The 13,787-nt window shown below is 59.4% G+C and carries 16 protein-coding genes; 6 read left to right on the forward strand and 10 right to left on the reverse strand.

The genetic code is table 11. The annotated features are described in order from the left end of the window. Positions 1-11: 11 nt before the first annotated feature. From PLU01S_RS00710 to PLU01S_RS00735, 6 genes are all read right to left on the reverse strand, one after another. Positions 12-1,028 carry a MerR family transcriptional regulator gene (locus PLU01S_RS00710; RefSeq protein WP_074820996.1) on the reverse strand — a complete coding sequence of 339 codons (1,017 nt, stop codon included), beginning with the start codon at positions 1,026-1,028 and terminating at the stop codon, positions 12-14. A gap of 119 nt (positions 1,029-1,147) precedes the next feature. Then, positions 1,148-2,374: a multidrug effflux MFS transporter gene (locus PLU01S_RS00715; RefSeq protein WP_083397799.1), complete on the reverse strand. Its 1,227-nt coding sequence runs from the start codon at positions 2,372-2,374 to the stop codon at positions 1,148-1,150. Positions 2,375-2,433: 59 nt separating this feature from the next. Next, positions 2,434-3,051 carry a TPM domain-containing protein gene (locus PLU01S_RS00720; RefSeq protein ID WP_010796380.1) on the reverse strand — a complete coding sequence of 206 codons (618 nt, stop codon included), beginning with the start codon at positions 3,049-3,051 and terminating at the stop codon, positions 2,434-2,436. Between the two features lie 15 nt (positions 3,052-3,066). Continuing rightward, complete coding sequence (locus PLU01S_RS00725; protein ID WP_074820999.1) at positions 3,067-3,846, reverse strand: TPM domain-containing protein; 780 nt, start codon at positions 3,844-3,846, stop codon at positions 3,067-3,069. Continuing rightward, entirely contained in the window at positions 3,843-4,451 is a 609-nt protein-coding gene (locus PLU01S_RS00730) for a LemA family protein (protein WP_112297976.1), read from the reverse strand. Before PLU01S_RS00730 ends, PLU01S_RS00725 begins: the two co-directional genes overlap by 4 nt. Positions 4,452-4,858: 407 nt before the next feature. Continuing rightward, complete coding sequence (locus PLU01S_RS00735; protein ID WP_010796383.1) at positions 4,859-5,074, reverse strand: dodecin; 216 nt, start codon at positions 5,072-5,074, stop codon at positions 4,859-4,861. A 179-nt stretch (positions 5,075-5,253) separates the two neighbouring features. On the opposite strand from PLU01S_RS00735, the gene PLU01S_RS00740 reads away from it, so the two are divergent. Then, complete coding sequence (locus tag PLU01S_RS00740) at positions 5,254-5,574, forward strand: ElaB/YgaM/YqjD family protein (protein WP_010796384.1); 321 nt, start codon at positions 5,254-5,256, stop codon at positions 5,572-5,574. 49 nt (positions 5,575-5,623) lie between these two features. Here the strand turns inward: PLU01S_RS00740 and PLU01S_RS00745 are convergent, their stop codons facing one another. Continuing rightward, entirely contained in the window at positions 5,624-6,514 is an 891-nt protein-coding gene (locus PLU01S_RS00745; RefSeq protein WP_037029877.1) for a LysR family transcriptional regulator, read from the reverse strand. A 99-nt stretch (positions 6,515-6,613) separates the two neighbouring features. On the opposite strand from PLU01S_RS00745, the gene trpB reads away from it, so the two are divergent. Both trpB and trpA read left to right on the forward strand, forming a co-directional pair. After that, a complete protein-coding gene (trpB, locus tag PLU01S_RS00750; protein ID WP_074821002.1) occupies positions 6,614-7,822 on the forward strand; it encodes a tryptophan synthase subunit beta in 1,209 nt (402 codons plus the stop codon). Further along, positions 7,819-8,628 (forward strand): tryptophan synthase subunit alpha, encoded by an 810-nt coding sequence (gene trpA, locus PLU01S_RS00755; protein WP_010796387.1) that lies wholly within the window; start codon positions 7,819-7,821, stop codon positions 8,626-8,628. The genes trpB and trpA overlap by 4 nt, the downstream gene beginning before the upstream one ends. 181 nt (positions 8,629-8,809) lie before the next feature. On the opposite strand, the gene pbpG is transcribed toward trpA, so the two are convergent. After that, positions 8,810-9,730 carry a D-alanyl-D-alanine endopeptidase gene (gene pbpG / locus PLU01S_RS00760; RefSeq protein ID WP_074821005.1) on the reverse strand — a complete coding sequence of 307 codons (921 nt, stop codon included), beginning with the start codon at positions 9,728-9,730 and terminating at the stop codon, positions 8,810-8,812. Between the two features lie 279 nt (positions 9,731-10,009). On the opposite strand from pbpG, the gene PLU01S_RS00765 reads away from it, so the two are divergent. Continuing rightward, complete coding sequence (locus PLU01S_RS00765) at positions 10,010-10,516, forward strand: anti-virulence regulator CigR family protein (protein WP_169715103.1); 507 nt, start codon at positions 10,010-10,012, stop codon at positions 10,514-10,516. Positions 10,517-10,615: 99 nt separating this feature from the next. Here the strand turns inward: PLU01S_RS00765 and PLU01S_RS00770 are convergent, their stop codons facing one another. Both PLU01S_RS00770 and PLU01S_RS00775 read right to left on the reverse strand, forming a co-directional pair. Next, a complete protein-coding gene (locus PLU01S_RS00770) occupies positions 10,616-10,975 on the reverse strand; it encodes a DOPA 4,5-dioxygenase family protein (protein WP_074821008.1) in 360 nt (119 codons plus the stop codon). Positions 10,976-10,978: 3 nt separating this feature from the next. Then, on the reverse strand, positions 10,979-11,995 hold the full coding sequence (locus PLU01S_RS00775; RefSeq protein WP_074821011.1) for a zinc-dependent alcohol dehydrogenase family protein: 1,017 nt from the start codon (positions 11,993-11,995) through the stop codon (positions 10,979-10,981). 194 nt (positions 11,996-12,189) lie between these two features. Here PLU01S_RS00775 and PLU01S_RS00780 point away from each other — a divergent pair, with 194 nt between their 5' ends. Then, positions 12,190-13,359 (forward strand): lactonase family protein, encoded by a 1,170-nt coding sequence (locus PLU01S_RS00780; RefSeq protein ID WP_074821014.1) that lies wholly within the window; start codon positions 12,190-12,192, stop codon positions 13,357-13,359. Further along, the gene (gene gloA2 / locus PLU01S_RS00785) at positions 13,359-13,742 is read left to right on the forward strand and encodes an SMU1112c/YaeR family gloxylase I-like metalloprotein (protein WP_019366520.1); all 384 of its coding nucleotides are present in this window, start codon (positions 13,359-13,361) and stop codon (positions 13,740-13,742) included. Before PLU01S_RS00780 ends, gloA2 begins: the two co-directional genes overlap by 1 nt. The last annotated feature ends 45 nt before the right edge of the window (positions 13,743-13,787 follow it).

A 13,787-nucleotide genomic window follows, 5' to 3' on the forward strand; every position in this document is an offset into this window, starting at 1 on the left:
GGCTTGCAGGGCTAGGTGCGCAGTGCTGCCATGGCCTGACCGAGATAGCGTTGGATATCGTCTGTCATCCAGGTGCCCTCAGCCAGCTGCGGCTCGCAGGCATGGGCCTGACGCAGTTTATGGTGGGTCTCGGGATTTGTGCCTGCATAGGCTGTAAACAATGCGGTCCAGCGTTGCGCCAGCTGCAGCGCCTCTGGAGAGTGGGGAGGCAGTCCGTTATCCATAATGCGGCGTAAATCGGCCAGAAGCGGTAGCCATTTCGGGACCTGCTCGCCATAGTTTGCCTGCATGAAGGCGAACTCTTCGGGTGTGAGATACCGTTCATAGATCGCAAGCTTGCCGGCCGTGAAGGCCTTCAGGATAAAGCGGGTCATCTCGGTGGTGACACCCGTCTGCTCCTGTAGCGGGGCCTCATGGCGGAACAGCTCGTTGAGCCGTACGGCCAGGGCCGGGTTGGTTGATGTATTGCGCTCCAGGAGCGTCATCCAGCGCCGTGCCAGCGACTGTGCTTGAACGGACTCAGGGGGGAGCCCTTGTTGGAGGAGCTGATGGGCTTCCTGCACCAGTGCGCGCCAAGCCTGCTGGTTGGCGGGAGTGTAGAAAGGCAGTTCATTCAGGTCTTCAGGGGCGAAATGCTGTTCGTACATGGTCATCAATTCCAGGGTCTTCAACCAATCGGCCAGGTCAGGCTCCTCTCCTCCACTGAGTTGGCGATGCAAGTCTGCCAGGCGATTACGCAGATTCGTTTGCCGGGTAATCTGTCGGTCCAGCAGGCGGATCTGCTGCTCGGTGATGGTCAGGAGCGCAACGTCTGGCCGCGCCAGAAGGGCTCCGATCTCGGCCAGCGACAGGCCCATGCCACGCAGGGCCTGGATCTGGTGCAGCCGGGCAATATCGGCCCGGTTATACAGTCGGTAGCCAGCATCGGAACGCGCGGAGGGTGTGAGCAGGCCGATGCTGTCGTAATGGTGAAGAGCCCGAATCGTAAGACCCGACTGCTTAGCCAGTTCGCCCACTTTCAATAGCATCGAATTGCTCCTTTCTTCCACGTGCGGAATTGATCCTGAGACCTCACGTTACGATAGGGTCAAGGGGGCTGTGAACAAAGACGCGGGCTGGCTATTTAAATGGCCAGCCCGGAAAGACATTACCGCGCTGAGGCGGGCTCGGCCGATGAGGAAAGGCGCGTGACCAGCGCCCAACCCAAGCCACTTACCACGACCCCAATGGACAGCGCCACGGCCAGACGGAAGGCGCTGCCGTACACCAGCGGCGCAAGCCAGCCGCTGACGATGGAAAAGAAGATCATCTGGACAAACCCCAGGACTGACGCGGCGGTGCCGGATAGCTCCGGTACGCGCTCAAGGATGCGTAGCGTCATGGTAGGAATGCCCAGCGACAGACCGAAGACGAACAGCCCGTGCGGGATAACGGCCGCATAGACATTCAGGTCGGTAGCCAGACCTGTATAGGTCAGGTTGATCAGGCAGCTCAGGCCAAGCATGGCGTAGGCAAAGCCGATCAGTCGACCGGAAGGCAATTGTGAGGAAAGCCGTGCTGCCAGAAAGGACCCGCTAGTCAATCCGATTACGATGGGAATAAACAGATAGCCAAAGTCGGTTTCGGCCAGCCCCAGTACCTGGGTGACAAAATCGGGGGCGGCGCCGATCAGGAAGGCGAAGCCGCCAAACAGGGCGCCGAAGACCACGGCGCGTGCCATGAACTGCCCGTCCCGCATGACTCGTCCGTAATTGCGCGACAGGACGCTCAGATCGAAGGCTTGTCTGCGTTCTGGCGCCAGGGTCTCGGGCATCAGGAACGCGCAGAGCGAGGCGCTGAAAACGGCAAGCGCCGCGAGGAAAAAGAATACGCCGCGCCAACCGGTGTGTTCTGACAGGTAGCCGCCAATAATCGGCGCAAAGGCTGGGGACACGCTGAAGACCATGATGATGTAGGACATGGTTTTCTGGGCCACCGGACCCTTGTAACAGTCCGTCACGATGGCCTGTCCCACTACCATTCCTGCACCAGCGGACAGGCCCTGGCAGACACGGCCTGCCAGCAGCCAGTCGAAGCTCGGGCCGAATGCCGCGATCAGCGAGCCGGCGATATACACCGCCAGGGCCGAAAGAATGACCCGCCGGCGGCCGAACGAGTCGGACAGGGTGCCATGCAGAAGCGTCATGAATGCGAACGCCAGCATATACAGGCCGAGCGTCAATTGGGTCTTTTCAGGTGTCAGCTGAAAATCTCGGCCGATGGCGCCAAAGGCCGGCAGGTAGGCATCAATCGACATGGGGCCGATACAGGCCAGGGCGCCGAGGATCAGCACCATCACGGGATAGCGAGGAATAGAGGTGGTGGTCGTTTGCAAGGGGAATAACCTGTCACGGGCCACAGTGGCCCGCGTCAAACAAGGGAAACGCCTACCCCTCAGGGTAGGATGATCAGCCGGTCCGGTAGCTCGTTACGCGTATGGGTTGCCGGCAGGTGTTGCTTCAGGTGCTCACCGCATGCATCGATACAGGTCAGAAAGCCCTGCAAGGTTTCGCCGCGACGAACCTGCTGTGTAAAGGTTGCGATGATCGACTGCCAGGTTTCGTCACTCAGCTTTTGCGAAATACCTCGGTCTACGAGGATTTCCACATAGCGTTCGGCTTCCGATACAAAGATCAGCATGCCAGTTTCCGCCTGTGTGTGGTGAAGGTTGTGCTCGAGAAACTGACGGCGTGCCAGGTTGGACGCGCGCCAGCAACGCACCTGGCGTGGAATCAGACGCGTCGTGATGGCTGGAATGCGGAAGATCAGACTCAGCGCAATCAACGTGCCCCACTGGACCAGCAGGAGTTCATGGGGGCTCAGCCAACCTGGGTAGTAATTGATCGCGCCTGGAACGATCAATGCAATGAGGCTCGCCCAGAGTAACGGGATATAGGTGTAATCATCGGCCCGTGCGGCCAGCACCGTGACCAGCTCTGCATCGGTATCGCGTTCAACGCGAGAGATGGCTTCAGCGACCTGTCGCTGCTCGTGCTCGTTGAGTAATGTCATAGAGGTCCGCTCTCCTTACCAATCACCTGAAGCCCCGCCGCCGCCAAAGCTGCCGCCGCCCCCACCAAAACCACCTCCTCCAAGGCCACCTCCTCCCGAGCGGCCACCACCGCCGAGAACACTGCCAAGGATTGCGCCGGTTAGCACCGAGTTGCCTCGCCCGCCACGTCCACCACGACCGCCTCCGCCACCTTTCATCATGAACAGGATGATGACGAACAGGACGATGAACAGAATCGGGGTAGGACGATCTTCACTGTCGTGATATGTATCATCCTGTGCCGGGCGTGCCAGCGGATCGCCGCCCAGTACCTTGAGCATGGCGCTAGCCCCCTCGTTAATGCCTTGAGCAAATTGACCCTGCCGGAACGCGGGAACAATGACCTGATTGATGATCAGGAAGGACTGCGCATCCGTCAGGCGGTCTTCCAGACCATAGCCGACTTCGATTCGGACCTTGCGGTCGTCACGCGAGACAAGAAGTAGCGCACCATTGTCTTTGCCTTTCTGCCCGATCCCCCAATGGCGACCGAGCTGATAGCCATACTCCTCAATGGAACGGCCTTGCAGGCTGGGGATGGTAGCGACCACCACCTGTTCGCTCGTCGCCTGCTCATGGGCCTTGAGCATCTGCTCCAGTCGGGCCTTGGTCTGGGCATCCAACATTCCGGCCTGATCAACAACCCGGCCGGTCAAGGGTGGGAAACCAGGAGCCTGCTGGGCCTGTGCCACCGCTGCACAAGCCCAGAACAGAATCCACAGCGCAAAGGCGCGAAACACCGGGCGATCAATCATTGATTGAAGTTGACCTTGGGTGCCTGATCAGCGTTAGGCGTCGTGGCTTTGAAGTTCTCGCGAACCGGCAGGTCGCTGTAGAAGATCTTGTGCCAGATGCTGCCCGGGAAAGTGCGGATTTCGGTGTTATAGCGCTCGACCGAGGCGATGAAGTCACGGCGGGCCACGGCGATACGGTTTTCAGTACCTTCCAGCTGGGATTGCAGGGCCATGAAGTTTTGATTGGATTTCAGATCCGGATAACGCTCGGACACCACCATCAACCGGCTCAGGGCACCACTCAGCTGCTGCTGGGCCTGATCGAACTGCTGGAGTTTCTGGGGATCGTTAAGCGTGCTCGCGTCGACCTGAATGGAGGTTGCCTTGGCGCGGGCCTCGATCACGGCGGTGAGGGTGTCCTGCTCCTGCTTGGCGTAACCCTTTACGGTCTCAACCAGATTCGGGATGAGATCGGCACGGCGCTGATACTGGTTTTCCACCTGCGCCCAGGCCGACTTCACTTGCTCGTCATAGGTAGGAATAGTGTTAATGCCGCAGCCGCTCAAGAGCGAAGCCAGCACGGCGAAGACCGCAATCTTCCAGCTCAAGCGTAGTCCCTGGGTCATATGCATTGCGTGTAACTCTCCGTTTGTATACCTGAATATGGGTGGCAGTCATGGCTTCGTGATGACGAAGCGTGCGTATAAATACGGATAGCGCGACCCCGCAAGAGTTCAGGCCAATCGCCTCCGCTGTTGTCACAAAAATCGCAACCACTGCCCATTGAGTTAAGGCTGAGCGAGGCTCATTATCTGGCAGACGGAACTGCCCGGAACAGGCGTTAGGTTTTTGTTGCAGATGGGATAACGAGAGGGGAAATGCAGAGGAATGGGATTACGGAGCTGCGCGGGGGTTGATAGCGGATCGGCGCAAAGGCCGCTGCGCTATCACCTGCCGGGCAGCTCCAGGAAGTTCTCGCAGCAATAGAGCGTTTCGCCGCTTATTGGTTCACTGCGAAATCTTTTTTATCAGATCAGCTGTTTTCGATACGGAAACCGATTTTCAGCGTTACCTGGTAGTGCGCCACCTTGCCGTCTTGAATATGACCGCGCGTTTCGGCGACTTCAAACCACTCCATGTTCTTGATGGACTTGCTGGTCTCCGCCAGGGCGTTGTTGATGGCATCTTCGACGCTGGTGGTGGAGGAGCCGACAATTTCCAGCTTCTTGTACGTGTGATGATCAGACATGAAAACCTCCTGGTTGTAGTTGGCCAATCATCTGGCCAAGGAAAAAACCGCTTGTTTAATGAGTCTCATCAAAACGTGGATTAGTTCAGTGTGTACAAGTGTTGATCAAGTTTGTGTCGCACTTTCGCTGCCGGGTGAAGTCAGACCCGGAACACCCAATGAAACAGGAGGTTCACGCCATGGCTCGTAACAGTTCCTATCAGGCAACCCTTGAAAATCTTGAAGACCAGATTCAAACACTGAAAGATTCTCTCTCCTCCTTGAAGCGCAGTGCTTCGGCGGAGTCCCGTCATTCGTTGAAGTCGTTCAAGGACAACACCAGCCACGCGCTGCACCGCTCGGGTGAGAGCCTGGAAGATTTTTATGACGAAGCACGTGTATTAGCACTAGAAGCCAGCAAAATAGCCGGTACAAGTGTGCGCAAGCACCCTTGGGCTACTGTAGGCGTGGTCGCCGGTCTGACCGTACTGGCAGGCTGGTGGCTGCTGCGCGACGAATAATAATGTCGCCTTTTTCGCCGCTCGCCTTGCCGGGCGGCGATGATCCTTCCTAGTCTTCTGCCAGCGCTGCTCGCAGCCATTGTGCAAGCCGCTGTGCTCGCTGGTCCGCCAGCCGCCCCGGCACCCATAATGCCAAAACCGCTTCGGTCTCAACGAATCCCCACGGTGCTATCAGCCGTCCTGCCGCCAGATCTCCAGCCACCAGGGGTTTAGGCGCAATGGCGACGCCCAACCCGGCCACGGCTGCTTCCAACAGGTAATACAGGTGCTCGAAGCCTGCGCCAACCGTCAGGCTGTCAGCTGGCAGACCATGGCGTTGCGCCCACGCAGGCCAGGCCTGTGGGCGGGAAGCCGTATGCAGTAGTGGCTCGCCCAACAGCGCCGTAGGGGGTGCGTTCTGAAACAGGGACGCATTGGCATACCGGGGACTGACGACCGGGCCGATACATTCAGGGGCCAGCACGTGTACATGCATGTCCGGCGGTGCAGTTGGCTCGGCAAACAAGAGCGTGGCGTTGAGGCCGGGACGGCGGGGATCGAGCTCGCCCTCGCTGGTGGACAGGCTCAGCCGTAGTTCAGGCAATTCACGGTTGAGTCGATCCAGCCGCGGAATGAACCAGCGAGCCAGAAGGCTGCCCGAACAGCCCAGCACAAAGGGAGCATCGCTGGCGCCGCGTTTGAGATCGGCGCAGACGCTGCGCAGCCGCTCGAACGCTTCGGCACTGGCGTCCCGCAGTCGAAGACCCGCTTCGGTTAGCGCAAGGCCCCGCCCTTCCCTGACGAACAGCACCACGCCCAGCTGTTCCTCCAATGCACGGATCTGACGGCTTACCGCGCCATGGGTAACGAACAGCTCCGCTCCTGCTTTGCTGACGCTACCCAGGCGCGCAGCTGCCTCAAAGGCACGCAGAGCATTTAAAGGAGGAAGATCGTTCATTATCCGACCTGTGAGTTTTTCTAACAGATACAGGCGATCTTATCAATTTATTCCTGTCCAGCAACCGGTTAGTGTAAAACCATATTCACAGGGAGCTCTCCCATGACAGACATGACCTACAGCCAAGGCCCTGACGCTCAGGGCATGTTCGGCCAGTTTGGTGGCCGCTATGTGGCCGAAACCCTGATGCCGCTGATTTTGGATCTCGAGCGTGAGTACACCGCCGCGATGAAGGATCAGGCGTTTCTGGATGAGCTGGCCTATTTCCAGCGCGACTACATTGGCCGCCCCAATCCGCTGTATTTCGCCGAGCGCCTGACCGAGCATTTTGGTGGCGCCAAGATCTATCTGAAGCGCGAAGAGCTGAACCACACCGGCGCGCACAAGATCAACAATTGCATCGGCCAGATTCTCCTGGCCAAGCGTATGGGCAAGACCCGCATCATTGCCGAGACCGGTGCCGGCATGCACGGCGTGGCCACTGCCACCGTAGCGGCCCGCTTCGGCCTGCCCTGTGTGATCTACATGGGCACCACCGATATCGACCGGCAACAGGCCAACGTCTTTCGCATGAAGCTCTTGGGTGCGACGGTGATCCCGGTCACTGCCGGTACGGGCACGCTCAAGGATGCGATGAACGAGGCCCTGCGTGACTGGGTGACCAATGTCGCCGATACCTTCTACCTGATTGGCACCGTTGCCGGTCCGCACCCCTACCCGGCCATGGTTCGTGATTTCCAGGCCGTAATCGGTCGTGAAGCCAAGGCGCAGATCTTTGAGAAAGAGGGTCGCCTGCCCGACAGCCTGATCGCCTGTGTGGGTGGTGGCTCAAACGCCATGGGGCTGTTCCATGAATTCGTGGATGACAAGGACGTGGCGATCATTGGCGTTGAAGCCGGTGGTCACGGTGTCAGTACCGACAAGCACGCTGCCAGCCTGAACGGTGGCGTTCCTGGTGTCCTGCATGGCAATCGTACGTTTCTTCTACAGGACGACGACGGCCAGATCATCGACGCGCATTCTATCTCCGCCGGCCTGGACTATCCTGGCATCGGCCCGGAGCACGCCTGGTTGCATGATGTGAAGCGCGTGGAGTATGTGCCGATCAATGACGACGAGGCACTGGCGGCTTTCCACCAGACCTGCCGTCTGGAGGGCATCATTCCAGCGCTGGAATCCGCCCACGCTCTGGCTGAAGCCTACAAGCGCGCGCCTACGCTGCCCAAGGATCACATCATGATCGTCTGCCTCTCCGGCCGCGGCGATAAGGACATGCAAACCGTGATGAGCCATCTGGGAGACAAGCTATGAGTCGTCTGGAAACCCGTTTCGCCCAGCTGAAGCAAGAGGGCCGCGCCGCGCTCGTGACCTATACCACCGGGGGTGATCCGGACTATGCCACGTCGCTGGCAATCCTCAAGGGCCTGCCCAAGGCGGGTGCCGATGTGATCGAGCTGGGCATGCCCTTCACCGATCCCATGGCGGATGGCCCGGCCATTCAGGCCGCAGCCCTGCGTGCATTAAAGAACGGACAGACCCTGGCAAAAACGCTGGAGATGGTGCGTGAATTTCGCCAGGAAGAAGCCGAGACACCCCTGGTGCTGATGGGGTATTACAACCCGATCCACCGTTATGGCGTTGAACGCTTTCTGACCGAAGCCAGGGATGCCGGTGTAGACGGCCTGATCGTGGTGGATCTGCCGCCCGAGCACGACGCCGAGCTGTGTGACCCGGCTCAGGCCGTGGGCATCGACTTTATCCGCCTGACGACACCTACTACAGACAATAACCGCCTGCCGCGTGTGCTGAACAGCAGCTCAGGCTTCGTGTATTACGTCTCGGTGGCGGGTGTGACAGGGGCGGGTTCGGCCACGAACGAACACATCGAGCATGCGGTCGAGCGGCTGCGGCAGTTCACTCAGCTTCCGTTGTGCGTAGGCTTTGGTATCCGGACGCCCGAGCAGGCCAGAGTGGTTGCTCAGCTGGCGGATGGGGTGGTAGTGGGCTCCGCCTTGGTCGACCAGATCGCCAAGGCGCAAAGCAGCACCGAGGCCGTCGAGGGTGTATTGAGCCTGTGTGGCAGTCTGGCGGAAGCGGTACGCAGCGCGAGGCGGTGATAGATAAGTGGCTTGAGTGATGGATATCGCTTCGCTCAATCTACCTTATGGGTTAATACCCTGCCGGTACTGCGCGTAACGCACTCGCCTCAAACAAAAAAGCCGCTGCATTTGCAGCGGCTTTTGCTTTGCAGGATGGGTTGAGCTTGGCGATACCCCTCATTCCCGCTCATACCGCGTCTTACTGCGCGGCGACTGCCTGACGAGCAGCCATATGGCGCTGCTGCTTGTAGGCCTTGGCCACTTCCGGGATAGGGGTGACCTGGCCGGTTTCTATCCACTTGCGCAGGCGGCTCGCATCGGCCATGTGGGTGTATTTGCCAAAGGCATCCAGTACCACGAATGCAACCGGGCGGTTGTTCATGACCGTGCGCATGACCAGACAATGACCCGCTGCGTTGGTAAAGCCGGTCTTGGTGACCTGAATATTCCAGTCGCTCTTGCCCACGAGGTGATTGGTGTTGTGGAAGCCCAGGGTGTAATTGGGCTTGCGGAACGCCACAGTCTTCTCTTGCGTGGTGCTCAGCTGACCAATCAGCGGATAATTGCGGGTGGCCTGGAGCAGCTTGACCAGGTCACGGGCGGTCGAGACGTTGTTCAGGGACAGACCTGTCGGCTCGGTATAGTGGGTATTGGTCATGCCCAGCGCACGCGCCTTGGCGTTCATGGCGGCCACAAAGGCCTTTACACCGCCCGGGTAATGCTCGGCCAGACTGGTGGCAGCACGGTTTTCCGAGGACATCAGCGCCAGCAACAGCATGTCATGACGGCTGATCTCGCTGCCCAGACGCACACGCGAATACACACCGCGCATTTCCGGCACATCGTCAATCTTGACGGTCAGCATTTCATCCATGGGCTGCTTGGCATCCAGGGTGACCATGGCAGTCATAAGCTTAGTGACGGATGCAATGGGAGCCACGACGTCGGGGTTGCTGGAATACAAGGGCTGGCCCGTTTGCATGTCGACCAGCAGGGCGCTGCCCGATGCCAGTTCTTGCCGCATCGGTACAGTGGCCTTGGCCTCGGCTGCACTGACATTTGCAGCCCCCAGGCTGCCCCCGATCAATACAGCACTCAATACGAGAGAAAGATATTTCACGTGAATATCGTCCGGCTGAAGAGGTAAATAGCAGACTCGACCTGTCTGGCGTCTCGAAAGGCACTCTGGCAGGTCCCGAGTCCGGCGCAGCGGCAGTATAAAGGGCACCCTCCCGGGCGATGGAACCCCCTTATCCAAGTTTTTTCGTGGCGCGAAGGTAAAGGTTTGCTGACATAGCGCTCTGACGACGCGGATGACGATAGACTGAAAACAGCCCATGCCGTAGGTAACGGGTTGTTTTGAATCAGGATCCTCTGGATCGCCATGTGGGAGACCACCATGAATCGCATGAAAAAAGCCATCGCCAGCGTATGCGTTACGTTGTGTGTGGGATCGCCACTTGCGCTGGCTGCGCCGCCGGATCAAATGAACGGGCCGCAGGGCGGCGGCAAGGGACACAGTCAGGGTGCACAGATGCCGCATGGCCAGGACCATAAAGGCGGTTCTGCCCAGTCGAAAGGTAACCAGGGCAATCAAGGACATGGCGGTCCGCAGGCCAGCCAGGGCCATGGCAAGCGGTTACCTCCGCAGGATTTCAGCCCGGTACGTGAAACCATACGGGCCCACAAGGGCGAGATCGGCCGCGGCTCACCGCTTCCGCCGGGGCTGGTGATCGCCAAGGGCAAGCCGCTACCCCATGGTTATGGCAAGCCGCTGCCACCCGGCATCGCCAAGCAGCTACCCCGCTATGAGGGTTATGAATGGCGCCGTTTGGGCACGGACATGGTACTGATCGCCATCACGACCGGCATCGTGTATGAGGTCCTGCACAACGTGCTGGATTGATTGGTCAATTCTTTGGGTGGTGGCGCAGTAACCCTGCGTTAGTGCGCCTTTGCCTAGACTGAAGCAATCCATGGTGCCGCACAGTGCGTCATCACGGGCTTACTGAAAGTCGTATTGCACGGGTTCTTCGGGTAGCACGGAGAGGTCAAGCGGCCTTACCGCACCCATCCAGAGGGCATGGTCGCGGTGATCGGCACGATCATGGCCGGTCACGGGATGGAGAAAGATCACCAGCCCGTTCCGGTTGAGCGCCAGCCAGGGCACCACGCCCGCAAATACCTCTGGACGAAACGACAGCTGACAACTCCAGTCCGGGTGAGGGCCGACCGGTCGCTGGTGAACCCGGCCCATCGTCACGGCAAAGCGGCGCGCGGCCTCTTCGCACAGCGCCCTGGCCTGCTCCAGTGTCGTGGCGTCGAAATAGACATGGGCGTGGTAGCCCTGGATAGCCGCTGTCATGTCTTACCCTTCAAAGCGAATGACGACTTTGCCCACATGGCTCTGTCCGTCCATGTAGCGATACGCCGCTTCGGCCTCGTCGAAGCTGAAGACTTTGTCGATCACCGGCTCGATGCGATGCAGGGCGATGGCACGGTTCATGGCATCGAACATCTCGCGTGAGCCGACATAGATACCCTCCAGTACGACAGAGCGCTGGATCAGCGCTGCCGGGTTGATCTCTCCACCCGTCAGCACACCGATCAGGTGGGTGGCGCCGCCCGGACGAGTCGAGCGCAGCGAGCGAGGCAGCGTACCGGCGCCGCCGACTTCTACCACATGGTCAACGCCGATCCCTTCGGTCAGGCCTAGCACCTGCTCCTGCCACTCCGGGTGCTGCTTGTAATTCACGGTCTCGTGAGCGCCCAAGGCCTTGGCCTTTTGCAGCTTCTCATCGCTGGATGAGGTAATGATGGTACGCGCCCCGGCCGCACGGGCGAACTGGAGACCAAAGATGGACACACCGCCCGTACCCAGCAGCAGCACGGTCTGACCAGCCACCAATGGCTGAACACTGCCAAACAGTGCATGCCAGGCGGTTACACCGGCGCAGGGCAAGGTAGCGCCAGCCTCATAGGACAGGTGCTCCGGCAGTGTAACCACACCGTTCTGGTCGAACAGTACGTATTCGGACAGCACCCCGTCGATGGCGCCACCCAGGGCGGAGGCGCCGTGGGCGGGGTCCAGATGGCCGCCAATCCAGGTCTGCATGAAGATGCCAGCCACGCGATCGCCTACTTTGACGCGGTCAACGTCATCTCCGATCTCCACTACTTCCCCTGCACCATCGGACAGTGGCACCAGATCCTTGGGCAGACCGCCACGTGCATAACGGCCGGTTGCGACCATGAGGTCGCGGTAGTTCAGCGAGGCGGCCTTCATCTTGACCAGAACCTGGCCGCGTCCCGGCTTGGGTGTATCACACTCGCGCAGGGTCAGGTCGGCATAGGATTCGGCTTTAGGCAGGCAATAGAAACGCATCGTACTCTCCTGTTTGAGAAATGAGCGGGCTCAGGGCCGCCACAGAAAAAGGTTCAAACCGTTACACTTGGGTCGGACCGCATGGAAACGATGAAGCTCAACAGAATGTGTCACAAAGCGAACTGATATCACCGGTTCAGGTCTGTTAGCTAACTTTTTTGCCCGTGCCTCACTGATCAGAATGAGTAAACGCCATGAAGCTGCCCTCTTTGCTACCACTGTTCCTGCTCGCGCCACTGACCGGCATCGCGACCACCGCCAGCGCTGAGCCGGGACTGTATAACCTGCTGGTAGGGACCTACACCAACGGCAGTAGCCAGGGGCTTTATGTCTACCGATTCGATAGCCGCGCCGGGCAGGTTACCGGCCCGCTGCGCGTCGTCAAGGCCTCCAATCCGTCTTACCTTACGCTTGCGCGCGACGGCCGTACCGTATTTGTCGTCAATGAAAACGGTCGTGGCAGCCAGGGCGATGACATTGGCCGCGCCACGTCTTATCGCTTCGATCCAGAAAGCGGCCGGCTGCAACAAATCAGCCAGGTCAAGACCCTGGGGGATCATCCAACCCACTCGACGCTCAGCCCTGACGGACAGTTCCTGTTTGTCGCCAACTATTCCGTCGAGCCCGAAGGCTCTCTGGCCGCGCTGCCGGTGCAAAGCAACGGTGTGCTGAGCCCGGTTGCCCAGATCGAATTCTTCCAGGCCAGTAATAATCACCCGGAGCGGCAGACGTCCGGCCATGTACATGGGGTGACGTTTACGCCAGACGGCCAGTATCTGTTCTCGCCAGACCTCGGCGCTGACAAGATTTTTGCCTATCGCTACAACCCTGCGCGACAGGAGCGCCCGCTGTCTCCGGCTGAAACTCCCTATACGCCCGTTCCATCAGGCAGCGGCCCACGTCATATCGTCTTCAGCGGTGATGGCCGCTTCGCCTACCTGACTCTTGAGCTGACCGGACAGGTCATGGTGTTCGCCCATGAAAACGGTGCACTGCGACAGTTACAGGTCTACACCTTGGCGCCGGAAGGTTTCAGCGGCAAGGTAGGATCAGGCGCCATCCATCTCTCCAACGATGGCCGCTTCCTCTACGCTGCCAATCGGGGTGACGACAACCATATCGATGTGTTTGCCGTCGATCCGGTGGAAGGCACGTTGACCTTTGTTGATCGCCGCTCCGTCAACGGTCGCGAGCCCCGCGAGTTCAGCATTGATCCGACGGGACGCTACATGCTGGTGGCCAACCAGGGCAGCAGCCAGCTGAAGGTGTTCGCGCGTGATCCGCAGACTGGCAAGCTGGGCGAAGAGCTGCAGAGTGTCGACGTAGCCATGCCGTCCGACCTGAAGTTCGTGGCGGTGCCCTGATGTTCGACCGTTTGCACCATGTGGCGCTGATCTGCTCCGACTACCCCACGTCCAAGCGTTTTTACACCGAGGTGCTGGGGCTCAGGGTGATAGCTGAGACCTTTCGTGAGGCGCGCCAGTCCTGGAAGCTGGATCTGGCTGTTGGTGATCACGCCCAGCTCGAGCTGTTCTCCTTCCCAGACGCGCCACCGCGCCCTTCCCGGCCGGAAGCGCAAGGCCTGCGCCATCTGTCCTTTGCCGTGGAAGATCTGGACGCTGCCGTTGCGCATCTCAAGCAGCATGACGTTGCCGTAGAGCCTATCCGGGTAGATGAGCTGACGCAGAAACGCTTCACTTTTTTCAGCGATCCGGACGACCTGCCCCTTGAGCTCTACGAGCGTTAAGGGCAATACCCGGCGGTAATAAAAAAGGCAGCTCCTGGAGCTGCC

Origin of the sequence: Pseudomonas luteola NBRC 103146 (assembly GCF_002091675.1) — a bacterium.
GTDB classification, from domain to species: domain Bacteria; phylum Pseudomonadota; class Gammaproteobacteria; order Pseudomonadales; family Pseudomonadaceae; genus Chryseomonas; species Chryseomonas luteola.

What these genes read in the sequence shown, in the direction of transcription:
- PLU01S_RS00775 (WP_074821011.1), bottom strand. Translation starts at nt 11,995, where the DNA reads ATGCGTTTCTATTGCCTGCCTAAAGCCGAATCCTATGCCGACCTGACC.
- PLU01S_RS00725 (WP_074820999.1), bottom strand. Translation starts at nt 3,846, where the DNA reads ATGATTGATCGCCCGGTGTTTCGCGCCTTTGCGCTGTGGATTCTGTTC.
- PLU01S_RS00730 (WP_112297976.1), bottom strand. Translation starts at nt 4,451, where the DNA reads ATGACCCAGGGACTACGCTTGAGCTGGAAGATTGCGGTCTTCGCCGTG.
- PLU01S_RS00735 (WP_010796383.1), bottom strand. Translation starts at nt 5,074, where the DNA reads ATGTCTGATCATCACACGTACAAGAAGCTGGAAATTGTCGGCTCCTCC.
- PLU01S_RS00780 (WP_074821014.1), top strand. Translation starts at nt 12,190, where the DNA reads ATGAAGCTGCCCTCTTTGCTACCACTGTTCCTGCTCGCGCCACTGACC.
- PLU01S_RS00710 (WP_074820996.1), bottom strand. Translation starts at nt 1,028, where the DNA reads ATGCTATTGAAAGTGGGCGAACTGGCTAAGCAGTCGGGTCTTACGATT.
- gloA2 (WP_019366520.1), top strand. Translation starts at nt 13,359, where the DNA reads ATGTTCGACCGTTTGCACCATGTGGCGCTGATCTGCTCCGACTACCCC.
- trpB (WP_074821002.1), top strand. Translation starts at nt 6,614, where the DNA reads ATGACAGACATGACCTACAGCCAAGGCCCTGACGCTCAGGGCATGTTC.
- PLU01S_RS00765 (WP_169715103.1), top strand. Translation starts at nt 10,010, where the DNA reads ATGAATCGCATGAAAAAAGCCATCGCCAGCGTATGCGTTACGTTGTGT.
- PLU01S_RS00770 (WP_074821008.1), bottom strand. Translation starts at nt 10,975, where the DNA reads ATGACAGCGGCTATCCAGGGCTACCACGCCCATGTCTATTTCGACGCC.
- trpA (WP_010796387.1), top strand. Translation starts at nt 7,819, where the DNA reads ATGAGTCGTCTGGAAACCCGTTTCGCCCAGCTGAAGCAAGAGGGCCGC.
- PLU01S_RS00720 (WP_010796380.1), bottom strand. Translation starts at nt 3,051, where the DNA reads ATGACATTACTCAACGAGCACGAGCAGCGACAGGTCGCTGAAGCCATC.
- PLU01S_RS00740 (WP_010796384.1), top strand. Translation starts at nt 5,254, where the DNA reads ATGGCTCGTAACAGTTCCTATCAGGCAACCCTTGAAAATCTTGAAGAC.